16 protein-coding genes are annotated in these 22,929 nt (G+C 73.0%); 10 read left to right on the top strand and 6 right to left on the bottom strand.

The genetic code is table 11. The annotated features are described in order from the left end of the window. Positions 1-26: 26 nt before the first annotated feature. Both MF672_RS02525 and MF672_RS02520 read left to right on the top strand, forming a co-directional pair. Positions 27-2,630, top strand: coding sequence for a LuxR C-terminal-related transcriptional regulator (locus tag MF672_RS02525; protein WP_242379648.1), 2,604 nt, complete (start codon positions 27-29; stop codon positions 2,628-2,630). A 10-nt stretch (positions 2,631-2,640) separates the two neighbouring features. Further along, positions 2,641-3,429: an alpha/beta hydrolase gene (locus tag MF672_RS02520; RefSeq protein WP_242379646.1), complete on the top strand. Its 789-nt coding sequence runs from the start codon at positions 2,641-2,643 to the stop codon at positions 3,427-3,429. Between the two features lie 197 nt (positions 3,430-3,626). Here MF672_RS02520 and MF672_RS02515 read toward each other — a convergent pair whose 3' ends face one another. Continuing rightward, the gene (locus tag MF672_RS02515) at positions 3,627-5,060 is read right to left on the bottom strand and encodes an aldehyde dehydrogenase (protein ID WP_242379645.1); all 1,434 of its coding nucleotides are present in this window, start codon (positions 5,058-5,060) and stop codon (positions 3,627-3,629) included. Positions 5,061-5,186: 126 nt separating this feature from the next. Then, entirely contained in the window at positions 5,187-8,198 is a 3,012-nt protein-coding gene (locus MF672_RS02510) for a M14 family metallopeptidase (protein WP_242379643.1), read from the bottom strand. Between the two features lie 218 nt (positions 8,199-8,416). Between MF672_RS02510 and MF672_RS02505 the strand changes: the two genes are divergently transcribed. Beyond that, entirely contained in the window at positions 8,417-9,313 is an 897-nt protein-coding gene (locus MF672_RS02505) for a coiled-coil domain-containing protein (protein ID WP_242379634.1), read from the top strand. A gap of 103 nt (positions 9,314-9,416) precedes the next feature. Here MF672_RS02505 and MF672_RS02500 read toward each other — a convergent pair whose 3' ends face one another. Continuing rightward, on the bottom strand, positions 9,417-10,727 hold the full coding sequence (locus MF672_RS02500; protein WP_242379622.1) for a GH1 family beta-glucosidase: 1,311 nt from the start codon (positions 10,725-10,727) through the stop codon (positions 9,417-9,419). Between the two features lie 94 nt (positions 10,728-10,821). On the opposite strand from MF672_RS02500, the gene MF672_RS02495 reads away from it, so the two are divergent. Beyond that, positions 10,822-11,460: a TetR/AcrR family transcriptional regulator gene (locus MF672_RS02495; protein WP_242379620.1), complete on the top strand. Its 639-nt coding sequence runs from the start codon at positions 10,822-10,824 to the stop codon at positions 11,458-11,460. A gap of 57 nt (positions 11,461-11,517) precedes the next feature. On the opposite strand, the gene MF672_RS02490 is transcribed toward MF672_RS02495, so the two are convergent. Both MF672_RS02490 and MF672_RS02485 read right to left on the bottom strand, forming a co-directional pair. After that, positions 11,518-13,137, bottom strand: coding sequence for an IS1634 family transposase (locus MF672_RS02490; protein ID WP_444861101.1), 1,620 nt, complete (start codon positions 13,135-13,137; stop codon positions 11,518-11,520). 77 nt (positions 13,138-13,214) lie between these two features. Beyond that, positions 13,215-14,138 carry an aldo/keto reductase gene (locus tag MF672_RS02485; protein ID WP_242384067.1) on the bottom strand — a complete coding sequence of 308 codons (924 nt, stop codon included), beginning with the start codon at positions 14,136-14,138 and terminating at the stop codon, positions 13,215-13,217. Positions 14,139-14,217: 79 nt separating this feature from the next. Between MF672_RS02485 and MF672_RS02480 the strand changes: the two genes are divergently transcribed. Together MF672_RS02480 and MF672_RS02475 are read left to right on the top strand one after the other, a co-directional pair. Then, a complete protein-coding gene (locus MF672_RS02480) occupies positions 14,218-14,577 on the top strand; it encodes a MerR family transcriptional regulator (protein WP_242384066.1) in 360 nt (119 codons plus the stop codon). Between the two features lie 36 nt (positions 14,578-14,613). Continuing rightward, positions 14,614-16,065 carry a penicillin-binding transpeptidase domain-containing protein gene (locus MF672_RS02475; protein WP_242384065.1) on the top strand — a complete coding sequence of 484 codons (1,452 nt, stop codon included), beginning with the start codon at positions 14,614-14,616 and terminating at the stop codon, positions 16,063-16,065. On the opposite strand, the gene MF672_RS02470 is transcribed toward MF672_RS02475, so the two are convergent. Further along, on the bottom strand, positions 16,066-17,928 hold the full coding sequence (locus tag MF672_RS02470) for an ABC transporter ATP-binding protein (protein WP_247815147.1): 1,863 nt from the start codon (positions 17,926-17,928) through the stop codon (positions 16,066-16,068). Between the two features lie 74 nt (positions 17,929-18,002). Between MF672_RS02470 and MF672_RS02465 the strand changes: the two genes are divergently transcribed. The 4 genes from MF672_RS02465 to MF672_RS02450 all read left to right on the top strand — a co-directional run bounded on the left by MF672_RS02465 (position 18,003) and on the right by MF672_RS02450 (position 22,885). Next, positions 18,003-20,231: an ATP-binding protein gene (locus MF672_RS02465; protein WP_247815146.1), complete on the top strand. Its 2,229-nt coding sequence runs from the start codon at positions 18,003-18,005 to the stop codon at positions 20,229-20,231. Further along, entirely contained in the window at positions 20,216-20,362 is a 147-nt protein-coding gene (locus tag MF672_RS02460; protein WP_247815145.1) for a response regulator transcription factor, read from the top strand. The genes MF672_RS02465 and MF672_RS02460 overlap by 16 nt, the downstream gene beginning before the upstream one ends. A gap of 345 nt (positions 20,363-20,707) precedes the next feature. After that, entirely contained in the window at positions 20,708-21,481 is a 774-nt protein-coding gene (locus MF672_RS02455; RefSeq protein ID WP_242383625.1) for an AMP-binding protein, read from the top strand. A gap of 102 nt (positions 21,482-21,583) precedes the next feature. Next, complete coding sequence (locus MF672_RS02450) at positions 21,584-22,885, top strand: ABC transporter substrate-binding protein (protein WP_242383626.1); 1,302 nt, start codon at positions 21,584-21,586, stop codon at positions 22,883-22,885. Positions 22,886-22,929 lie beyond the last annotated feature (44 nt).

Raw genomic sequence — 22,929 nt, 5'->3', positions numbered from 1 at the left:
TGACCGCCACGACCCTTGGGCCCCACATGACGGCGCACGTCCCGCACAATCTCCCAGCCGAGCCCAACCGTTTCGTCGGCCGCGCGCGTGACGTGGCCGAGCTGGCCGCGCTCGTCCGCGACGAACGCGTCGTCACGCTCAGTGGTGTGGGCGGCATCGGCAAGACCCGGCTGGCGCTGCGCGTGGCGGCGCGGGTCGTCCCCTGCTTCGCCGACGGCGTCTGGCTGGCCGAGCTGGCCCGCATCGGCGACCCCGAGCTGCTGGTGCCGGAGCTGGCCGGGGTGCTCGGGGTGCGCGACGAGACGCCGGGCCCGCTCCTCGACGGCCTGCTGCTGCGCCTGCGCGCGGCCAGGACGCTGCTGGTGCTCGACAACTGCGAGCACGTGGTCGAGCGTTGCGCGGAGGTCGTCAGCGAGCTGGTGGCCGCGTGTCCGCGGGTGCGGTTCCTGGTGACCAGCCGCGAGCCGCTGCACGTCCCCGGCGAGCTGGTGTGGCGGGTGCCGCCGCTCGACCTGCCCGACGAGCGGCATCCGGACGCCGAGTCGGTCGTGCTGTTCGCCGAGCGGGCCACGGCGGCCGGGGCGCGGGGCGTCATCCGCGACCTCGACGGCGTGGTGCGCCTGTGCCGGGCGCTCGACGGCCTGCCGCTGGCGCTGGAGCTGGCGGCGGCGCGCGCGTCGCTGCTGAGCCCGGGCCGCATCGCCGACCGCATCGCCGACCGGTTCCGCCTGCTCACGACCGGCGACCGCACCGCGCCGCCGCGCCAGCGCACGCTGCTGGCCACCGTCGAGTGGAGCCACGACCTGCTGCGTCCCAAGGAGCGGGTGCTGCTGCGCCGGCTGTCGGTCTTCGCCGGGCTGTTCGACCTGGGGCTGGCCGAGCGGGTGTGCGCCGACGGCGGCGTGCTGCGCAGGGCCGAGCTGCTCGACCTGATGGGCGGCCTGGTGGACAAGTCGCTGGTGCTCCATCAGGGCGCCGCCGGTCGCTACCGCCTGCTGGAGACCATCCGCCAGTACGCCGCCGACCGGCTGGCCGAGGCCGGCGAGGAGGCGGCGCTGCGCGAGCGTCACCTGCGGGTGGTGTGCGAGGAGATGGAGCGCCGGCACGAGGCGGCCGCGTCGCGGCGCCGGCTGCCGTGGGGCGAGCGGTTCCCGCACTTCGTCCGGGGGCGGGAGCTGCTGGACGACTGCCGGGCCGCGATCGACTGGGCGGTGGAGTCCGGCGACCCGGTGCCCGGCCTGCGGCTGGCTCGCGCGGCCCTGGCGATCCTGGCGGTGCGGGGCGACCTGCGCGAGAGCGTCGGCTGGCACGAGCGGCTGCTGGCGATGGACCTGTCGGAGGTGCCGGACGACCTGGTCGCGGTGGGCCGGGCCGCCCTCGCGTACGGGCTGGAGGCCGGCGACGAGCTGGGCCGCGCCGAGGAGCTGGTGGCGCGGGCCGTGGAGGAGCAGAAGCGGCACCCGTACTCGTACTGGCTGGGCGTCACGTACGGCGTGGCGATCACCGTGTTCTTCCGGCTCGGGCAGAGCGAGCGGGCGCTGCGTTACCTGGAGGAGCTGGAGGCGGCGGCGGTCGCCTGCGACGACCCGTTCAACCTGGCCACCGTCCGGGTCGCGCAGCTCAACCTGGCGCTGTTCAAGGGCCAGGTCCGCTACGCGCGCCGGCGCGGCGAGGAGGCCCTGGCCCTGGCCAGGGAGTGCGGTCACCACTGGGCGGAGGCCAGGGCGCTGACCCACCTCGGCGCGGTGGCCGAGGCCGACGGCGACCTTGAGGGGGCGCTGACCTGCCACGAGGCGGCGCTGCCGCTGCTGCGGGGCATGGACAACCTGGTCGAGCTGGCCCGCTGTCACGCCCAGCTCGGCCGGGTGGCGGCGGAGCTGGGCGACCACCGCGCGGCCCGCCGGCACGTCGCCGCCGGGCTGGCGCTGAGCCGGCGGGCGGGGCAGCGGCGCGGCATCATGCGGGGGCTCATGGCGCTGTCGGCGCTGGCGCGGGCCCAGGGCGACCTGGAGGGGGCGCTGCTGGCCGCGGCGGCGGGCACCGCGCTGCGGGAGTCGATCGGGCAGTTCGGCACGCCGGGACGGGTGCGGGAGCTGCTGGAGGAGGGCCGGGCGCGGCTGGGCGAGGGGCGCGTCACGCTGCTGTGGTCGCGGGGGACGGAGCTGCCCGCCGAGGAGGTGACCCGGCGGGTGCTCGACCACGAGAGCGCGCCGCCGCCGGTCGCGCCGGTGCGGGTCGAGTCGCGCTACGGCGGGCTGACCGGGCGCGAGCAGGAGGTGGCGGCGCTGCTGGCGCGCGGGCTCAGCAACCGGGGCATCGCCCTGGAGCTGGTGATCAGCCCGGCGACGGTGGCCCGGCATGTCGCGAACGTGATGGAGAAGCTGGGGTTCGCGTCGCGGGCGCAGATCGCGGTGTGGGCCGTGGAGCACGGGCTCGCCCCCGGGCCGGAGGAGGAAGGCTCAGGCAAGGGCTTGGGGGCCGGGAGTGAGGGGCGCGGGGGTGACGGGGAGCTGGTGCGTGATCCCGTGAGCGGGCCGAACGCGGTCCGGCTGGGCTGGGGCGCGCGGCTCGGCCCCGGCCGGGCCGGTGAGGGGGACACCGGGCACCGGGTGGACGTCGAGCGAGCTTAAGCTCGTATTCATGCCTTTCGCGCCCAACTTCCCCGTCCTGCTCCGCACCGAGGACGGGGTCCGCATCGATGCCGCCCACACCCCGTCCCGCCGCGCGGCCGAAGGGCCGGAGCTCGGGCCAGAGCTTGGGCCAGAGGTTGGGATCGTCGTGGCGCACGGATTCACCGGCTCCTGGCGCGAGCGCACGGCGCGCCGCATCGTGCACGTGCTCAGCGAGTACGGCGGCGTCCTCGCCTTCGACTTCCGCGGCCACGGCCGCTCCGGCGGCCTGACCACGGTGGGCGACAAGGAGATCCTCGACGTCGAGGCGGCCGTCCGGCACCTGCGCGCGACCGGCTGTCCGAAGGTCGCGGTGGTGGGTTTCTCGATGGGCGCGGCGGTGGCCGTGCGCCACGCGGGCCTGCGACGGGACGTGGACGCGGTGGTGTCGGTGAGCGGCCCGGCCCGCTGGTACTACCGGGGCACCCGGCCGATGCGCCAGGTGCACTGGGCGATCGAGCGGCCGGTGGGGCGGCTCGCGGCGCGGGTGGTCAAGCGCACCAGGATCACCGGCGTGGAGTGGGACCCGGTCCCGATGCCGCCGCACGAGGCCGCCGCGCTGATCGCGCCGACGCCGCTGCTGGTCGTGCACGGCGACGCCGACGCCTTCTTCCCCGTGGAGCACGCGCACCAGCTCTACGAGGCCGCGCGCGAGCCCAAGGAGCTCTGGATCGAGCCGGGGTACGGCCACGCGGAGGCCGCCGCGACCCCCGATCTCATCCGCCGGATCGGCAAGTGGATCTCCTCGAACTTTTCATGAGTAATACACGTCGTACTGAGGCGTATGGAAGGAAACCGCCGGGAGAAAGTCCCTGGGGAAGGAAACCGTCGATGCGGTGGACGTGGGACATACTTCAGTAGTCAGGCGGTTGCCCAGCGTCGCGGGGGCGCGCTGGGTGGCCTTCGGCAACGGACGGGCTCCGCACACGCGTGCGGGGCCCGTCCCTTGCGGGGGCCTCAGCCCAGCCGGGCGATGCTCTTGTACTCCAGGTAGCCGGCCAGGCCCTCGGGGCCGAGCTCGCGGCCGATGCCGCTGGCCTTGAAGCCGCCGAACGGGGTGTTCGCGTGCAGCATGTAGCAGTTGACGCCGTAGGTGCCGGTGCGGACCTGGCGGGCGATCTCCATGCCGTGCTCGGCGTCGGCGGTCCAGACGGTGCCGGCCAGGCCGTAGTCGCTGTCGTTGGCGATGCGGAGGGCGTCGGCCTCGTCCTCGTACGGGATCACCGCGAGGACCGGGCCGAAGATCTCCTCGCGCGCGATGCGCATGTCGTTGCTGACGCCGGAGAAGACGGTGGGGGCGACGTACCAGCCGCGGTCGCGGGGGCGGTCGAGGCCGCCGACGACGACCTTGGCGCCCTCGTCCATGCCGATCCTGATGTAGCCCTCGACCCGCTCCTGCTGCCGCTTGGCCACCAGCGGGCCGATGCCGGTGCCGGGGTCGGCCGGGTCGCCGACGACCTGGCCGGCGACCATGCCGGCGACGGCGTCCACGACCTCGTCGTAGCGGTTGCGCGAGGCCAGGATGCGGGTCTGGGCCACGCACGCCTGGCCGTTGTTCATGAGCGAGGCCATGGACAGGAAGCCCATGCTGGCGGCGAGGTCGGCGTCGTCCAGGATGATGGCGGCGGACTTGCCGCCGAGCTCGAGGCTCACCCGCTTGAGCTGCTCGCCGCAGATGCTCGCGATGCGGCGGCCCGCGGCGGTGGAGCCGGTGAAGGCGACCTTGTCGACGCCGGGGTGGGAGACCAGGTGCTCGCCCGCCTCGCGGCCGGCGGGCACGATGTTGAGCACCCCGGCCGGGATGCCGGCCTCGACGACCCACTCGGCCAGCAGGTACGCGTCCAGCGGCGTCTCGGGCGCGGGCTTGAGCACCACGGTGCAGCCGGCGAGCAGGGCGGGCGCCAGCTTCGTCATCGTGACGAACTGGGGCACGTTCCACGGCACGACGGCGGCCACGACGCCCACGGGCTCGCGCCGCACGGTCACCGGGCCGAACAGGCCGGGCCGCTGCTCCTCCTGCTGGAACGTCCTGCCCAGCTCGGCGTAGAAGTTCAGCATCTCCAGCGGCTGCGGCGCCTGGGCGAGCTGGGAGAAGGTGATGGGCGAGCCCATCTCCTCGGTGATGAGCTGGGCCATCTCGGCCTGCCGCTCGTTGTAGATCGCGGCCAGCCGGGCCAGGGCCTCGGCCCGCTCGGCGAAGCTCAGGCGGGGCCAGGGCCCGCGGTCGAACGCCTCGCGGGCGGCGGCCACCGCCCTGTCCATGTCCGCGGCGGTGCCGTCCGGCACCCGGCCCACGACCTCTTCGGTGTGCGGCGAGATGACGTCTATGGTGCCGGTGCCCGCCGGGGCCACCCACTCGCCCCCGATGAACAGCGTGTCGTGCTGGCGCATGTCGTGAGCCTCCTGCTTGACCGAATGCTTGCTTGCCAGAGGTATGCCTCACAGCCGACCGAACCATGTTCTAGCCGGGCGCGCAAGAGGGGCGCGGCCGGGTGCCGCGCCCCTCCGAGGGTGCCGCTAGCCGAGCAGGTGCCGCATGGAACGCTTGACGAGGTCCGTGCGCGCCGCCTGGTCGGTGATGCTCTCGGCGCCGAAGCCGAGATAGACGGTGTCCTTGGTGACGATGCCGCCGCCCTCCTCGAACACCTGGTCCGTGCGGAACCAGTTGTTGATGGAGGCCGAGGTGCCGGCGGGCGGCGCCCCGACGCTCCAGCCGCCGAGGTCGCTCTCGAAGGAGGTCTCCGCGGCCGTCGCGCCGTCCAGCGTCACCTTGGTGTCGTCGAGGAAGACGCCCGCGCCCTGGGTGCTCCAGTCGCTGATGTAGGAGATCGACAGCTCGACCCGCTTGCCCGCGTACGGCGTCAGGTCGACGCGCCACTGCTGCCAGCCGCCCGAGTTGCCCGAGGCGGCGTGCCAGGCGCCGGAGGAGCCGGTCGGCTCGCAGTCCGGGCCCTGGTAGCGCTGCGTGAACGGGTGGATCACCCGCCAGCCGCCGCTGTTCTCGGTCTTGCAGCTCTCACCGGTGTTCTGGCTGGTGTGGCCGTTGGCGTCGGGCAGCGTGGTCCAGTCGTCGCCGCCCGCGGTGCGGGCCTCCACGGTGAGGAAGTCCCAGTCGGCCTCGGTGTCGTACGACGTCCAGAACGTCAGCTCGCCGGAGCTCCTGCCGGTGAGGTCCACCGTCGTGGTCAGGCGCTTCCAGGCCACGTCGGAGATGCCGCTGTAGACGTCCCAGGTGCCGCTGTGCGGGTCGAACGGGCCCCCGGGGCGCACCCACTTGACCGGGGCCGAGCTGGCGAACAGCGGGAACTGGTCCGGCGGCAGGATGGCCGAGGTGGCCACGAACGAGTTGGTGTGGCTCGGCTCCAGCGTGGCCTGGAAGCCGTCGAACGCGCCGCCCTGGCCCTTCACCGGGAACGGGTCGCCGGCGCCGTCGGTGCCGCCCTCGTCGAAGAAGACGTAGGCGCCCAGGTAGTACTGCTGGAAGTCGTTGAACACCTGGATGCAGGGCGGGTCGTCCGGCACCGTGCACTCGGGCTGGCCGGTGTCCGGCTCGTAGTAGTACGCGCCGTTGTTGTTGGCCGCGTACGACGGGTACTTGCCGGCGTGCAGCAGCTTGCCGCCCTCGTTGAGGTAGTCGCGCACCGCCAGCTCGGTCGTCACCCCGCCCTTGGACGTGGTGCCGGGCACCTGGCCCTGCGACCTCGGGATGACGTCGTCGCCGGTCTCCCAGACCACCGCCTTGTAGTGGCTGAGCACGCCGAGCGCGTGCGGCGGGACGCGGCCCATCTTGTCCATGTCGTAGACGTCGGAGCTGTAGCCGGCCGCCTGGAGCGCGTCGGCGTAGGCGCCCGCGTACTTGGCCTCGCTCACGCCCTGGACGGGGCTGAGGCCGGTGACGTCCTCGGTGGCGAGCACGAGCACCTGGCCGCCGATGTCGGTGGCGACCTTGTAGGTGAAGTCGCCGCTCTTCTTGCCGAGCGAGGTGAACCAGACCTTGACCTGGTCGCCGGGCCGGGTGCCGGTGATCTTGCCGCGCATCCAGTGGTAGTAGTGGTCGTAGCCCTTGCCGTAGCGCTCGCCGCCCTTCCACTCGCCGGTCAGCGCGGTCCGCGTACGGCCGCCGTTGACCTGCCAGTTGAGCAGCACCGGGCCGAGCTTGCGCTTGGCGTTGACCTGCACCACCTGGTCGCGGCCGTAGCTGACCTGGAACGGGTCGAGCACGAAGTCGGGGGTGGTGTTGCCGAGGTGGTTGACCGGTTCGACCGGGTTGACCGCCGACTTGGCCACGTCGAGCGCGAACGGCAGGTTCTTCTCGAACTCCGCCTGCACCAGGGCCTCGTCGTCGGGGAAGACGAAGCCGCAGCCGTCGCAGCCCTCGTCCAGCTCGGGCGTCCAGGCCAGCGTGCCGTAGCGGTAGTGGGCGTGGTCGGTGGTCTCGCCGTTCGTCGTGTACAGCTCGGCGCCGAGGTCGGGGTCGAAGCCCGGGACGGCCGGCTTCTCGTCGTCGCCGGTGATCGCCTCGTAGATCGGGTTGTCGGCGGTCGGCGTCGCGATCTGGAAGCCGGCGGGGTAGAGCAGCAGCGGGCCGTAGGAGTGGTAGTTGAGCTGCATCTCGAACCCGACGCGCTTGAGCAGGCCGTCCATGGCCCGGGTTTCCGGCTCGCTGGCCGGGCCGGCGCCCCGGTAGGTCTCGCTGCTCGGGATGCTGGAGGAGCCCTCCTCGTCGTAGTGGAAGTTCGTGGGGAAGTTGCGGTTGGGGTCGACGCCGTCGCCGTTGGTGATCGCGCCGTCGCCGTTCACGTCGCGCAGGTTCTTGCGCCACAGGCGGTTGCCCTCGGTGAAGGTGAAGTCGTAGCCGTCGGGGTTGGCCACCGGGACGAACCACAGCTCGGTCCTGTTGAGCAGGTCCTTCAGCGAGCTCTTGTTGGCGAGGACGTACTTCAGCAGCCGCATGTCGACCTCGGTCGCGATCCACTCGCGGGCGTGCTGGGTGGCGGAGTAGAGCGCGGCCGGCTTGATGCCGTCGGGCAGCAGCCGGGCTCCCGTGGTCACCTTGACGGCGAGGATGTCCTGCCCCCGCAGGGTCTTGCCGATGGACTGGAGCTTGACGAGGTCCTTGTTGGCGTTGGCGAGGGCCTTGAGCTGGTCGGCGATGCCGCCGGGCTCGGAGTAGGACCTCCAGACGGTGTAGCCGCCGCCGGCCTGCGCCTTGGCGGCCTCCAGCTGGGTCTGGCCCTGCGGGTTGCGCACCGGCTCGGGCTTGTAGCCGAGTTTCTTCAGTCCGGCGAGGTCGGCCGCGGCGGCCGTGAGCTCGACGTGTTCCTTGTCGCCCGCGGCCTGCTGCTGGACGACGTCGTAGCCCTTCTCCCTGAGCGCCTGCCCGGTGCCGGGCGCGCTGTCGAGCTGGTAGAGCTCGATGCGGTCGGCGGGCGGGAGCGGCGCCGCCGCGGAGATCTGCGCGGGTAAGGCCACCAGGGCCGTGCCGAGGCCGAGGACGACGGCCGCGGCGAGGGTCGTGGTTCGAGACACGCTTGTCTGCCCCCCTTGTGAGACGAGCCCCTTGCGGGACTTCGACCGCCATCTCAGACCGTTGGAGCGATCTATACAAGACCCAACTTTTTACGCCTTCCTTAAATCGGACAAACCTCCGGAACTTCGCCAAAGGTGCAGCAGTTCGGCCGTTCGGATGACAGAGATCAAGATCATCTTCTATAGTTTCGGACCGACTATGAGGAGAGGGGACGGGTGTGAGAACCGGGCGCGTCGCCGTTCTGGTCACCGTCCTCGCCGCGCTGCTCGTGCTCCCCGGCGGGCGGCCCGCGGCGGCCGCTCCCAGCCCCGCCGAGCTGCGGAAGCTGACCAAGCAGGCGGCCCAGCTCAACGAGCTGTACCGGGGCCAGATCCAGAGCCTCGAGGAGATCAGGATCCAGGCCAAGAAGGCCACCGACACCAGCGGCGACCTGGAGGCCAGGCTCAGGGCCGCCCAGGCTGAGGTGGGCCGCATCGCGCAGCAGTCCTACATCCTGGGCCCGCTCGACAACACCAAGATCTTCGGCATGCAGGCCGAGCCCCACCAGGTGCTGGGCCAGGCCGCCAACCTCGCCTACATGGCCACCGAGCGCTCCGAGCGGGTCAGGAGCATCGAGGCGCTGATCGAGAAGTCGAAAGAGGCGAAGCTCAACGCCAACGACAAGATCGAGAAGATGAAGAAGGAGATCAAGCGCCTGCAGAGCAAGCGCGACGAGATCCAGCGCCTGCTCAACAAGTACGGCTTCCAGCAGCCCGGCGGCGCGGAGGGCCTGACCCCGCGCATGATCGCGGTGCGCGCCGAGATCATGGCCAACTTCCCGATGAGGTACGGCGTCGGCTGCCTGCGCCCCGGCGACCCCGGCGAGCACGGCAAGGGCCGGGCCTGCGACTTCATGATGTCGCGCGGCGGCACCATGGCCACCGGCGCCGACGAGGCCAACGGCGACGCCCTGGCCGACTGGCTGATCAAGAACGGCGCCCGCATCGGCGTCATGTACATCATCTGGAAGCAGCGCTACTACGACATCCGCTCGGGCGGCGGCTGGGACCCGATGTCCGACCGCGGCGGCGTCACCGCGAACCACTACGACCACGTGCACGTGTCGGTCTTCTAGCGGGCACCGGCCAGCTTGTCCGGATTGGTGACCGAGTAGATGCCGGCGATCCGGTCATCGCCGCCACCGGGGCGATCGCCGAGGTCTGGCGTCGGGGGCGGCGTCAGTCCCGGCAGGAGGCGAGGAACTCCGCGTACCAGCGGTAGGACGCCTTCGGCGTGCGGCGCTGCGTCGCGAAGTCCACGTGCACCAGGCCGAAGCGCTGATGGTAGCCCTCGGCCCACTCGAAGTTGTCCAGCAGCGACCAGACGAAGTAGCCGCGCACGTCCACGCCCTCGGCCATGGCCCGCCGCATGGCCGCGATGTGGCCCTCCAGGAACGCGATGCGCCCGGGATCCTCGACCGTGCCGTGCTCGGTCGGCACGTCGGGCTGGGAGCAGCCGTTCTCGGTGATGTGGACGGGCGGCAGCGCCGCGCCGTAGCGGGCCTTCAGCCCGGTCAGCAGCTCGCGCAGCCCGTCGGGCACGACCGGCCAGCCGAAGGCCGTCGTCGGGTGACCGGTGATCCCGGCGTCGGCGAAGGGCAGGCCGGCGTCCTCGGCGGGGGCGGCGATGCGGGTGGGGTTGTAGTAGTTGACGCCGAGCGCGTCGATCGGGGTGGCGATGACCTCCAGGTCGCCGTCCTGGACGCAGGTCAGGCCCGGCGGGTACGCCGACAGGTCCGGGTACGCGCCGAGCAGCACCGGGTCGTTGAACAGCCGGTTGTGCAGGATGTCGTACGCCTCGGCGGCCCGCAGGTCGGCCTCGCCCTCCGACGCGGGCCGCACCGGCGTGCAGTTGTTGGTGATCGCCACCTCGCGCGCGCCGGCCGCGCGCAGCGCCCGCACCGCCAGGCCGTGGCCGAGGAGCTGGTGGTGCGCGGCGGGCAGGGCCGCCGTCAGCAGGGCCCGGCCGGGGGCGTGCACGCCCATGGCGTAGCCGTAGGCCATGTGCACGAACGGCTCGTTCAGCGTGATCCACAGCGGCACCCGGTCGGCCAGCCGCCCGGCCACCACGGCGGCGTAGTCGGCGAAGCGCGCGGCGGTGTCCCGCTCCAGCCAGCCGCCGCGCTCCTCCAGGGCCTGCGGCAGGTCCCAGTGGAACAGTGTGGGCACCGGCTGCACGCCGCGCTCCAGCAGGGCGTCCACGAGGCGTTCGTAGAAGTCGAGGCCCTTGGCGTTCACCTCGCCCGAGCCGAGCGGCAGGACGCGCGGCCAGGCGATCGAGAAGCGGTAGGCGTTGACGCCGAGGCCGGACATCAGGGCGACGTCCTCGGGCCAGCGGTGGTAGTGGTCGCAGGCCACGTCGCCGGTGTGGCCGTCGCGGGTGCGGCCGGGCTCGTGGGCGAAGACGTCCCAGACGGACGGGCCGCGCCCGTCCTCGGTCGCGGCGCCCTCGATCTGGTACGCGGCCGTGGCCGTGCCCCACAGGAACATCACCGGCTCCTCCCGTCGATGCGAGTGCCGCTCATGTTAGCGTCCGGACCCCGGGATTCCCTGTACCTCCCGGTAATGCGCCAGGATGGGGGGCATGACGAGTGTGTTGCGCCGCCGTCCCGCCCAGCGCCGCAGCGTGGTCCGCGTGGAACGGATGCTCGACGAGTGCGCGCTGCTGCTCGACGAGCTCGGCTACGACGCGCTCACCACCAAGGAGGTCGCGCGCCGCGCCGAGGTGCCGATCGGCACCTTCTACCAGTTCTTCCGCGACAAGCAGGCCCTGGTGCGGGCGCTCGCGCTGCGCAACCTCGACGCGTTCCTGCAGCGGGTCACGCAGCGCATCGCGGCCACCGACCTCGGCCACTGGACCGACCTGGTCGACCTCGCCGTCGACGAGTTCGTGGACATGAAGCGCACCACCCCCGGCTTCGCCGTGGTCGACTTCGGCGAGGTGCTCATCGCCCCCGGCGGGCCCGCGCTGCCCGGCACCCACCGGGCCCTCGACGAGGCGGTGGAGAACAACGCGATCGTGGCCGGCCGGCTGCGCGCCCTCACCCAGGAGCTGCTGGACGCGCCCGCCGGGCCGGGGCTCGACCGCGCGCTGCTGGTCGCGGTCGAGGCCACCGACGCCGTGCTCAAGCTGGCCTTCCGCGCCGACCCCGCGGGCGACCCCGCTCTCATCGCCGAGTGCAAGCAGCTCGTCCACCGCTACCTCGCCGACCACCTGCCGTAGCCGCCGGCCGGGCTCGTCCGGCACGCGCTAGCCCCGTTTTCCGCACGTGCGTGATCTTCAGCGGAGGTCTCGTGGATCGATGTCGAGGAGGTCCAGGAGATGGAGTTGGAGGTCGGTGGGTTGCGGGATGGTCGGGGGTGACTGGCCGGTGCCCGGGATCAGCCGGATACCGGCCAGCGCGTCGAGGATGAGCCTGCCGGTGGGGATCGCGGGCCGTCCGGCGTACAGGCCGTTGACCTTGGTCTGGCCGCGGGCGGTGAGGGCCTGGCGGGCCTGGCGTTCGATCAGGCAGAAGATGAGCAGGGCCAGGCAGATGACGGTGATCAGTGCGTGGATGCGGCGGTTGTTCTTCAGATACAGCTGGGTGACGGCCAGCGGGCCTTTGAAGGCCTGGTAGCGGCGTTCGACGGCTTCTTGGCCTTTGTAGTGGCGCAGCACCTGTGCGGCGTCGGCGGCCTCGGGGGGCAGGTTGGTGAGCAGGGCGTACCAGCCGTCGGTAGCGGCGTCGGCGTCGATCGCGCTCTGGTCGAAGTGCCAGACCAGGGTGGGTTTGCCGGTGTCGGGGTCGGTGCCGGCCTGGGCGGTCAGGTAGGGGCTGACCCGGCGGTCGCGGCCGATCGCGGCGAGGCGGTCGGCGACGGCCTGCTCGGTGGGGTAGTGGCGGCTGCCCAGGCCGCGTTCCAGCCGGGCCAGGTCGTCGCGGGCGCGATCGAGTTTCTTGGCCCGGGCGGTGGCGGCGGCCTGGGCGCGGGCGGAGGAGTGCACGAAGATGCGCCGCAGCGTCAGGATCGGGTCCTTCTTGCGCGGCCCGGCCAGCGTCATGGCGTCGTCCTCGTGCACGTGCCAGAGGCCGCGCCGGTCAGCGCTCTTGCGCTCGTCCCGGGCGGCGACGTAGTCCACCCGGGCCGCGTCGGCGAGCTTCTGACCGGCCAGGGCCGCGGCGCCGACGTACTGCTTGGAGGCCGGCGCGATGAAGGACACCCCCGCCCTGTCCATGGCGGCCAGGTTGGCATACGAGATCAGCTTGGAATCGCCGATCATGAGCATGCGTTGCGGGCCGGCCAGCTTCTGCAGGCCCTGCATGGCGCCGATGACCTGCCCGACCTCACCGGCCGCGCCGTCGTAGGCGCGGTGGAAGACCGGGATCGCGCCATCAGCGGCCACCGCGATCCCGGCCTGGACCTGCTTCAGGTCCGGCCGCCGGTCCTTGGGGTGACCAAAACGCGGCGTCGCGTATCCGGGCTCGGGCTGGGGGTAGTCGCCGTGCAGCGAGATCGAGGTCATGTCCCAGTGCAGGCGGGTCACCTCGATGCCGAACGCCTCGATCGCGGCCAGCCCGACCGACCCGGCCAGCTGGTCCAGATGCGGGGCGATGGCATCCAGCGCGCGGCCGATCCGGTCATCGTTGAGCAGTTCGGCATCGGTCCCGAACGCCTCACCCACCGCCCAGGCGCGCGCCCAGTCCTGCACGTGCACCAGCGGCGCGGGCGAGGTCAGCCGGTTGGCCACCAGCACCTCGATCACCTGACCATGAGTCAGCTCCGCGACATCACGCACCGGGCAGGCCGCATCCACCAGCTCCCGAATCCGCAGCCGCGAGCAGAACCCCGCGATCACCGGTAATGCTCCGAGCATCTTCTCGACACTGGCCTGGCCCCACTGCGCATGCTGTCTCACCCGCCACGTCCTACCGTGATGACGATCACCACAGCAACCCCGCGATCTTCAAACACCCGCACGTGCGGAAAACGGGGCTAGCAGGGCTCGTCCAGGCGGGCCTTCAGCTCCGGGTCCAGCTTCAGGTCCGCCGCGCCGATCGCCTCGTCGAGCTGCGCCATCGTCGACACCCCGACGATCGGCACGACCCCGTCGGCCATCAGCCAGGCCAGCACCACCTGGTTGACCGTCGCCCCCAGCTCCCCGGCCACCTCGCGCAGCGCGGCGAGCCTGGCCGTGGTGCCCGGGTGGTCGTAGATCTCCGGGATCGGCCGGTCCTGCCGCGTGTACGCCCCGAACATCAGCGTGTTGTACGCCCACAACGTCAGGTCCGGCTCGGCGGCCACGTAGTCGAGCAGGTCGTCGGTGGCCAGCCGGTGCCCCGACTCGGCGAGCCGGGTCAGCGGGCGCGGGCGCAGGTAGGTGTGGCGGACCTGCACGTACGTGTACGGCACCCAGCCCCGCGCCGCCGAGACGTTGCGCGCCCGCTCCAGCCGCCAGGCCGAGACGTTGCTGGCCCCGATCGCGCCGGCCTTGCCCGCCCTGGCCAGCTCGTCGAAGGCCCCCAGCGTCTCCTCCAGCGGCACCGCGCGGTCCTCGATGTGCGCCCAGTACAGGTCGACGCGGTCGGTGCCGAGCCGGCGCAGGCTGCCCTCCGCCGCCCGCGCGACGGCGGCCGCCGACAGGCCCTCGGCCGAGCCGAGCGTGGTGTCGCCGGGCACGGTGGGCCGCGCGCCGCCCTTGGTGCTGATGAAGACCTGGTCGCGGTTGCCACGGGCGGCCAGCCAGGCCCCGATGGCCTGCTCGCTCTCGTCGCCGGTGCGGCCCTCGACCCAGAACGGGTAGTTGTTGGCGGTGTCGAGCATCGTGCCGCCCGCCTCGTGGAAGCGGTCGAGGAGGGCGAAGGTGTCCTCCAGGCCGACGCTGGTGCCGAAGGGGATCGTCCCGAGTGCGAAGTTCATGGCACCGACTGTGGAAGCTGGAGCGCACTCCATGTCAAGCGGTTGACCTGGAGCACGCTCCAGGTGGGATCCTTGGCGTGTGAGCGTGTACACACCGGCGGAGGCCGTCGAGGAGACCGGCTTCACCCTCGACACCCTGCGCTACTACGAGAAGATCGGGCTGCTGGAGCGCGTCGACCGCAACGCCGCAGGTCAGCGCAGGTTCAGCGAGGAGGACATCGGCTGGCTCGGCATGCTGCGCTGCCTGCGCGACACCGGCATGCCCATCGCGACGATGCTGCGCTTCGCCGAGCTGGTCCGCGCCGGCGACCACACCGTGCCCGACCGCATCAGGCTGCTGGAGGAGCACGACCGCCAGGTGCAGGCCCAGATCGCGAACCTGACCGAGCGGCAGGGCTACATCCACCACAAGATCTCCTACTACCGCAGCCTGCTCTAGCCCGGCCTTTGCGCTCCGGCTGCTAGACCGAGATCCATGGCCGGAGCGCGGGGCGGGCGGATCAACGAGTCGACGGGCCGCGTGGCCCTGATCTGCGGCGGCATGCTCTTCACGCTGCTGGCGCACGTCACGCTGGTGCAGGCGTTCGGCTCGCACGCGCTCAACGCCGACCGCCGCAACGAGCGGCCGCTCATCGAGCGGTACGGCCACCCGCGCGGCGACATCCTCACCTACGAGGGCACGCCCGTCGCCGTCAGCCGCCCCTCGGGCGGCGGCCCCTACCGGTACCGGCGGGCCTACCCGCACGGCGAGGTCTACGCGGCGGTCACCGGCCACCTGGCCCCGCACCGCGCCACCGGCATCGAGCACGCCGAGGACGGGGTGCTGTCCGGCGACGACCCCCGCGTCAGGGTGCGCTCGCTGGTGCGGGCGGGCGAGGTCGAGGGGGCCGACGTGCGGCTGACCATCGGCGAGCGGGCGCAGCGGGCCGCCTACGAGGGCTTGCGGGCGGCCGGGACCCCGGGCGCGGTGGTGGCGCTGCACCCGGCCACCGGGGCGGTGCTGGCGCTCGCCTCCTACCCGTCGTACGACCCGAACGCGTTCACCACCTTCGACCCGGCGCGGCTCGCCGAGACCGCCCAGCGGCTGCGGCAGGACCCCGGGCAGCCCCTGCTGAACCGCGCGCTGAACCGGCCCTATCCGCCCGGCGCCACGTTCAAGCTGGTCACCACGGCGGCGGCGCTGGCCTCCGGCGAGTACACGCCCGCCAGCCTGCTCGACGCCCCCGCGCTGCTGCCGCTGCCCGGCGGCCGCGCGCCGGTGCGCAACAACCCCGGCTGCCGCGACGCGCACCCCACCCTCATGTACGCCTTCCAGGTCTCCTGCGAGACCGCCTTCGCCGGACTCGGCCTGCGGCTCGGCCAGGACCTGCTGCGCGACCAGGCGGAGGCGTTCGGGTTCAACGCCGAGCACCTGGCGATCCCGCTGCCCGCCACGCCCAGCAGGTACCCGATGGGCACGGACCGGGCGCAGACGGCGCTGGCCGCGATCGGCCACCACGACAACGTGGCCACCCCGCTGATGATCGCCATGTTGTCGGCGGCCGTGGCCAACGACGGGGTGCTCATGCGGCCGTACCTGGTGGAGGAGGTGCGGCTGCCGGACGGCTCGGTGATCAAGCAGGCCGCGCCCGCGCCGTGGCGGACCGCCGTGCCGCCGACCCTGGCCAAGCACCTGGCGGCGATGATGACGACGGTGACGCACGCCGGCGGGACCGGCACCGGCGCGGCCCTGCCGGGCGTGGAGGTGGCGGCCAAGACCGGCGGGTCGCCGGCCGCGCCGGGCGGGCAGGAGCAGGCGCTGGTCACCGCGTTCGCGCCGGCGGACAAGCCCGAGGTGGCCGTGGGCGTGGTGCTGGAGCGGCCGGGCCCGCGGGCCGCCGCCGTGGCGTCGATCGCGCGCTCAGTGATCCAGGCCGCCCTGTCCTGATCACCGGTACGCGGTGGCCTGGAGCGAGTAGAGGTCGGCGTAGAGGCCGTTCAGCGCCATGAGCGCGTCGTGGTCGCCCTCCTCGGTGATGCGGCCGTGCTCCAGCACGTAGATGCGGTCGGCGTAGCGCACGCTGGCCAGGCGGTGGGTGATGAGCAGGACGGTGCGGCCGTCGGCGTGGGTGCGGATGCGTTCGAACAGGGCGTGTTCGGCGCGGGCGTCGAGGGCGGCGGTGGGCTCGTCGCAGATGAGCAGGTCGGCGTCGCGGTGGAAGCCGCGGGCGACGGCGATGCGCTGCCACTGGCCGCCGGACAGCTCCTGGCCGTCCTTGAAGCGGCGGTCGAGCAGGGTGCGGTAGCCGTGCGGCAGGCCCTCGACGACCTCGTCGGCGCCGGCGACGGCGGCGGCCGAGAGCAGGGCGGGCTCGCCCTTGTCGGTGCCCATGGTGATGTTGTAGCGGGCGGTGAGCGGCCAGCGGGTGTGGTCCTGGGCGATGACGGCGGTGCGCAGGCGCAGGTCGTCGGGGCTGACCTGGCGCAGGTCGGTGTCGTCCCAGTGGACCGTTCCGGTGTCCGGTTCGTACAGGCCGGCGAGGATCTTCGACAGGGTGGTCTTGCCGGAGCCGTTCTCGCCGACGAACGCCACGATCTCGCCCCGCTTGATCTCGACCGACACCTCGCGCAGGGCCGGCTCCTTCGCCCCCGGATAGGTGAAGGTGACGCCGGTGGCGGTGACCCGCTGGAAGCCCTCCGGCATCGCGGCCGTGCGGCCGGCCGGGATCCGGCGCTCGGCGTCGGCGCAGAACTCCAGGAAGTCGGTGAAGTACAGGCCCTCCTCGTACAGGCGGTTGGTGGCGTACATCAGGTTGCTCAGCGACTGCTGGGCCGACCTGATGGCGAGCACCGCCGTGCCCGCCACGGCCAGCGGGATCGCCGCGACTGCCAGCAGCACGCCGAGCGCGGCGTAGACCAGGCCGGCGCCGAGGCCGCTCAGCGCCTCGCCGGCCAGCTTCGCGTACGTCTGCCGCCTGGCCAGCCGGAGCATGACGTCCTGCTCGGCGCGGGCCACCGCGTCGTACATGGCCAGCAGGAAGCCGCGCATGGTGAACGAGCGGACCTCCGCCGCGGGGGAGCGGTCGGCCGCCAGGTCGCCGATGATCCACTTGCGCCGGGCGGCGGGGATGAGGGCGTACAGGGTGGCGTAGCGCATCCTGGCGCCGCGCACCATGGCCCAGGCGTCGGGCAGCACCGCCAGCAGGAGCAGCGGCAGCAGCACCGGGTGCAGCACGCCGAGCACGCCGGCCACGGCGGCGATGCCGACGGCGGCGGTCAGCACGTCGACGGTGGCCGACACCACCGCGTCGGCCACCGAGACGCCGCGCAGCCGGGCCCGCTGGAGCGCGTCGTGGAACTCCGGGTCGTCGTAGGCGGCCAGCTCGACGCGGCTGGTCAGCCCGTACAGGCGCTCCTCGGTCAGCCGGCTGACCTGCGGGTCGAGGCGGGCCTGCGCCCAGCCCGCGCCGGCCTGCACGACCGCGCGCAGCGCCGCCGCCCCGGCGACCACGGCGAGGCTCGGCAGCGCCGCCACGACCCGCTCGGGCGTGGGGCCCTCGCTGAACAGCGCGGTGAGCACCCCGGTCGTGGCCAGCAGGCCGAACGCGGTGAACACCCCGCCCAGCAGGTTGAGCGTGATCGCCAGCACGGTGTCGCGCCGGTCGGCCCGCCACGCGATGGCGAGCGCCTGGGACACCAGCGACGGCAACCGCCGGGCGATCGTGAGAAAGCCGACCTCGGCCAGCTTGTCGGAGTGGGCGTACCAGTCGGAGATCGACATCTCGCCGAGCTCAAGGGGTTCGTCGGCCATGACTCAAGGTGTGCCCGGCCCGGCTCGCGGATTATCTCTGGGCACGCGAAGTAGTTGGTGACAAACTCACGGTGATGCTGCGATCCGTCTGTGCGCCGAACCTGCCGGCCGAGCCCAACGCGTTCGTGGGCCGCGAGTCCGACGTGGACGAGCTCGTCCACCTGATGCGCGTCTCGCGCGCCGTCACCCTGTGCGGCGCGGGCGGCATCGGCAAGACCCGCCTCGCCTTACGGGTGGCCGCGAGGCTCGCCCCCGGCCACGCCGACGGGGTGTGGCTCGTCGAGCTGGCCGACCTGGAGAAGGGCGAGCTGCGCGGGCACGTGGCGGCGGCGCTCGGCATCGCCGGCGACCTCGTCGAGACCCTCGGCGGCCGGCGCGTGCTGCTGGTGCTCGACAACTGCGAGCCCGTCGTCGGCGAGTGCGCCGAGCTGTGCCGCGACCTGCTCGGCCGCTGCCCGCAGGTCACCGTGCTGGCCACCAGCCGCGAGCCGCTGCGGGTGCCGGGCGAGACGGTGTGGCGGGTGCCGCCGCTGTCGGTGGACGGCGCGGACAGCGAGGCCGTGCGGCTGTTCGCGGCGCGGGCGGCCGCCGCCAGCGCCGGGTTCGAGCTGACCGGCGAGAACACGCCGCTCGTGGTGGAGCTGTGCCAGGCGCTCGACGGGCTGCCGCTGGCGATCGAGCTGGCCGCCGCCCTGGTGCGGGTGCTGTCGGTGCGCCAGCTCGCCGAGCGGCTGGACGACCGCTTCCGGCTGCTGGCCGGCGGCGCGCGCACCGCCCCGGCCCGGCACCGTACGCTGCGGGCCGCCGTCGACTGGAGCTACCGCCTGCTCAGCCCTCAGGAACGGCTGCTGCTGCGCCGCCTGGCCGTCTTCCGCTCCTGCTGGACGCTCGACCTCGCCGAGTCGGTCTGCTCGGCGCACGGCCTGGCCGAGGACGAGGTGCTGCCCCGGCTCTGCGACCTGGTCGACAAGTCCCTCGTGGTGCTCGACGGCGAGATCGCCGGCCAGGCCCGCTACCGGCTGCTGGAGACCGTCCGCGAGTACGCGCTGGAGCAGCTCGCCGGCTCCGGCGAGGAGGCCGGGCTGCGGCGCAGGCACCTGGACGCGCTGGCGGCGATGGCGGCCGGCTTCCGCCAGGCGCTCGCGCCCGGGGCGCGCACCTCGTGGCCGGTGCTCGAACGGCACGTCAACCTGTTCGACGGGCTGAAGACCGAGGTCGGCGCCGCCTGCGACCGGGCGGTCGCGGCCGGCTCGCCCGAGGTCGCGCTCGCCCTGCTCAACGACACCCGTCACCTGCTGCTCGGCAGCGGGCGCAAGCTCGACATGGCCGAGCGGCTGGACCGGCTGCTCGCCCTCGACGCGCCCCGGGTGCCGCGGGCCCTGCGCGGGCAGGCCATGATCCTGCGCGGCGAGCTGGCGCTCGCGGCCGGCGACCTGGAGCCGGCCGCGCGCTGCGTCCGGGCCGGGCTGGAGCTGTGTGTGGCGGCCGGCGACGACTACGGCGAGGCCGTCGGCCTCGTGGTGACCGCCCAGCTCACCGGCGACCAGGAGGCGCTGGCCCGCGCGCTGCGGATCGCCAGGGAGCGCGGAGACCTGGTGCTGGAGTCGCTGGCGCAGGGCACCAGGGCGCAGTTCGCCCTGCACCAGGGGCGGCTGCTGGAGGCGCGGCGGGCGTTCGAGGAGGTGCTGGCGGCCTGCCGCGAGCTGGACAACCACTACGGCGAGTCCTACGCCCGGATCGGACTGGCCCAGGTGGCCCGCCGCTCGGGCGACCCGGCGACCGCGCGGCGGCACTACGAGGCGGGGCTGCGGCTGCTGCGCCGCATCGACGCCCGGCAGCACGTCGTGAGCTGCCTGTCCGGGCTCGGCCGGCTCGCCCTCGACCGGGGCGACCTCGCCGAGGCCCGCGCCAGGCTCACCGAGGCGCTGCTGCTCAGCCGCGACGCGGGGCTGCGCGGCGGCATCGGCGGCGGCTGGAGGCGTGGGCGGCGCTCGCGGCGGCCGAGGGCGACCACCGGCGCGCGGTCCTGCTGGCCGCGGCGGGCTCGCGCTGCGCGGCCGGCAGCCGGACGCGCACCGAGGAGGTGCTGGCCGCCGCCCGCGCCGCGCTCGGCGAGGCGGTGGTCGGCGTGCTCTGGGCCGAGGGCGGCGTCATGGGGGTGGAGGGGGCGGTGGCGTGCGCGCTCGACGGCCGGCCGCCGGAGCCGGCGGAGCCGTACCGGCCCGCGGCGCCCCCGGCCGGGCAGCGGAGCCGGCTCACGCCGCGTGAGCACGAGATCGCCGACCTGGTGGCCAGGGGCCTGAGCAACCGGGCGATCGCCGGCGAGCTGGTGATCAGCCCGGCGACCGTGGCCCGGCACGTCGCCAACATCCTGGCGAAGCTGGGCTTCGCCACGCGTACACAGATCGCCGCATGGGTCATCGAGAGCCGCTGAGCGGGCCGGTTCTCTACACAATGCGGGGCGTCGCGGTTACATCGTCGAATGGCCAGGTCGGCTCATGCGCGGCGGCCCTGCGCACGCCTACCGTTTCTTCCTGTGCGCGGGGAGGAGGGGGCTCCGCGCCGACGCGGACGTCACGCGTCCGCAAGGGGTCGGGCCTCTCCGGAGGGGTGGAGGTCCGGCTCCGGGCGCGTGACAGCGGGCTCGGGCCGCGCAGGGTCCGGGCCCGCCCACGTTCCCTCGCGAGGGCGGCCTGCTCCGTACGCATGGTGAGATGCACATCGGCCTACATACATCGGTGGATGCCGCGTGCCGGGCGGCGGCCTTACCTTGGCGGGCATGAAGCCCACGGTCTCGACCACCGGCACGGTGATCAACGAGGTGTTCCGCCGGGCTTACGAGCGCGGCGACCGGCCGGCCCTCGTCGATCTGCGCGGCGGCCACGTCTACGGCTACCGGCGGCTGGTGACCGAGGTGACCCGGGCGGCCTCCGGGCTGGTGCGCCGGGGGGCGCGGCGCGACCAGGTCGTGGGCGTGCACGTCTCGACCGCCGGGGCGCAGACCCTCGCCGTGCACACCGTGCTGGCGGCCGGCGGCGTGGCCGCGCCGCTCGACCCGGCGCTCGGCCCCGACCTGCTGGCCGACCGGTTGCGCGGCTGCGACGCCCGCACCCTCATCACCACCCCCGACCTGGCCGGCACGGCGACCCTGGCGGCGGAGGCGTCGCGGGTGCGGCAGGTCGTCTCGCTCGGCGCGGCGCTCGACGCGATCGACTTCCGCGCCCTGCTCACCCTGGAGCCCACCGCGCTGCCGGCCGTGGACGCCCGGCGGCAGAGCGCCCTGCTGCTGGCCGGCGGGCGGCGGCTGTCGCACGCCGAGCTGCTGGCCGGCATGGCCGAGCTCGACCGGCCCGTACGGCTCGGCGAGTCCGACGTGGTGCTGACCACGCAGCGGCCGGGCGGAGGCGCCGACCTCGTGGCGCTGGTGGGCCTGGCGCTGTCCAAGGGGGCGCTGGTGGTGGCCGCCGGCGGCCTCGACCTGCCCGGTCTGCGCCACGACTTCGGCGTCACGGTGACCGTGAGCCCCGAGGGCACGCTCGAACGCGTCGGGTGACTATGCGGAGCTGTTACCCCTCATCCCTTGACGGTCCGCAGCCACGTTGACAACGTTGTCAAGAATCACCTACTTCGGGGGACTTCGAAGGGATGGTGTGCGATGCGACGGTGGTCAGCGGCCGCCTCGATCATGATGGCAGGCGTCCTGGGCCTGGCCGCGTGCGGCGGCGGAGGCGGCGGAGGAGGCACCTCCCAGTCGCCCGCGGCGAGCGGCGGCGGCGGCAAACAGCAGGTGGAGGTCTTCTCCTGGTGGACCGGGCCCGGTGAGGCCGACGGCCTCGCGGCGATGCGGAAGATCTTCGAGCAGCAGAACCCGAACTACTCCTTCTTCGACGCCGCCGTGGCGGGCGGCTCCGGCGACAAGGCCAAGGCGCTGCTGGAGTCCAAGCTCCAGGCGGGCCAGCCGCCGGACACCTTCCAGGGCCACGCGGGCGCCGAGCTGCAGGGCTACATCAAGGCCGGCAACCTGGAGGACCTCACCTTCCTCTACGACGAGCTGAAGCTCAGGGACGTCTTCCCCAAGCAGCTCGTCGACCAGATCAGCGTCGAGGGCAAGATCTACTCGGTGCCGGTCAACATCCACCGCTCCAACGTCCTCTGGTACAACCCCGCCGTGCTCAAGGAGGCGGGCGTGGCCGCCGCGCCGAAGACGATCGACGAGTTCGTCGCGGCGCTGGAGAAGGTCAAGGCCACGGGCAAGGTCCCGCTGTCCATCGGGTCGGAGTGGACGGTCACCCACCTGCTGGAGAACGTCCTGCTCGGCACCCTCGGCACCGACGCCTACAACGCGCTGTTCAAGCCGGGCGCCAACTGGAACAGCCCCGAGGTCGCCAAGGCCCTCCAGAACTTCGCCAAGATCATGACCTACGCGGGCGACCCGCAGGACGACTGGCAGCCCGCCGCCAAGCAGGTGGCCGACGGCCAGGCCGCGTTCAACATCATGGGCGACTGGGCCTACGGCTACTTCCACAACCCGCCCGAGGGCGGCCTCGGCAAGACCTCGAAGAAGGACTTCGACTGGGCGCCCGCCCCCGGCACCGAGGGCACCTACCTCTGGCTGTCCGACAGCTTCACCCTCCCCAAGGGCGCCAAGCACCGCGACGGGGCCGTCGCCTGGCTCAAGGTCGCGGCCAGCAAGGAAGGCCAGGACGCCTTCAACCCGAAGAAGGGCTCGATCCCGGCGCGCACCGACGCCGACAAGTCCCTCTACACCGACTACCTGGCCGACGCGCTGAAGGACTGGTCGGACGACAAGCTCGCCGGCTCCATCCAGCACGGCGTCTCGGTGAGCCAGCCGTGGCTGGCCTCGATCACCGAGGCGGTCGGGCTCTACATCAGCAGCAAGGACGTCAAGGCCCTGCAGCAGGGGCTGGCCGACGCCGCCACGGCGAACGCCCAATGACGGGCGCCCGATGACGGGCGCTCAGTGACGCAGTCGAGCGGGAC

It is taken from the genome of Actinomadura luzonensis, from assembly GCF_022664455.2.
Classification (GTDB): domain Bacteria; phylum Actinomycetota; class Actinomycetes; order Streptosporangiales; family Streptosporangiaceae; genus Nonomuraea; species Nonomuraea luzonensis.
This window is presented reverse-complemented; position numbering and strand designations above follow the sequence as displayed.

Bases quoted from the DNA above. Each gene is read 5' to 3' on its own strand.
- MF672_RS02525 (WP_242379648.1), top strand. From the start codon at position 27: ATGACGGCGCACGTCCCGCACAATCTCCCAGCCGAGCCCAACCGTTTC.
- MF672_RS02520 (WP_242379646.1), top strand. From the start codon at position 2,641: ATGCCTTTCGCGCCCAACTTCCCCGTCCTGCTCCGCACCGAGGACGGG.
- MF672_RS02515 (WP_242379645.1), bottom strand. From the start codon at position 5,060: ATGCGCCAGCACGACACGCTGTTCATCGGGGGCGAGTGGGTGGCCCCG.
- MF672_RS02500 (WP_242379622.1), bottom strand. From the start codon at position 10,727: ATGTTCCTGTGGGGCACGGCCACGGCCGCGTACCAGATCGAGGGCGCC.
- MF672_RS02495 (WP_242379620.1), top strand. From the start codon at position 10,822: ATGACGAGTGTGTTGCGCCGCCGTCCCGCCCAGCGCCGCAGCGTGGTC.
- MF672_RS02485 (WP_242384067.1), bottom strand. From the start codon at position 14,138: ATGAACTTCGCACTCGGGACGATCCCCTTCGGCACCAGCGTCGGCCTG.
- MF672_RS02475 (WP_242384065.1), top strand. From the start codon at position 14,614: ATGGCCGGAGCGCGGGGCGGGCGGATCAACGAGTCGACGGGCCGCGTG.
- MF672_RS02470 (WP_247815147.1), bottom strand. From the start codon at position 17,928: ATGGCCGACGAACCCCTTGAGCTCGGCGAGATGTCGATCTCCGACTGG.
- MF672_RS02465 (WP_247815146.1), top strand. From the start codon at position 18,003: ATGCTGCGATCCGTCTGTGCGCCGAACCTGCCGGCCGAGCCCAACGCG.
- MF672_RS02455 (WP_242383625.1), top strand. From the start codon at position 20,708: ATGAAGCCCACGGTCTCGACCACCGGCACGGTGATCAACGAGGTGTTC.
- MF672_RS02450 (WP_242383626.1), top strand. From the start codon at position 21,584: ATGCGACGGTGGTCAGCGGCCGCCTCGATCATGATGGCAGGCGTCCTG.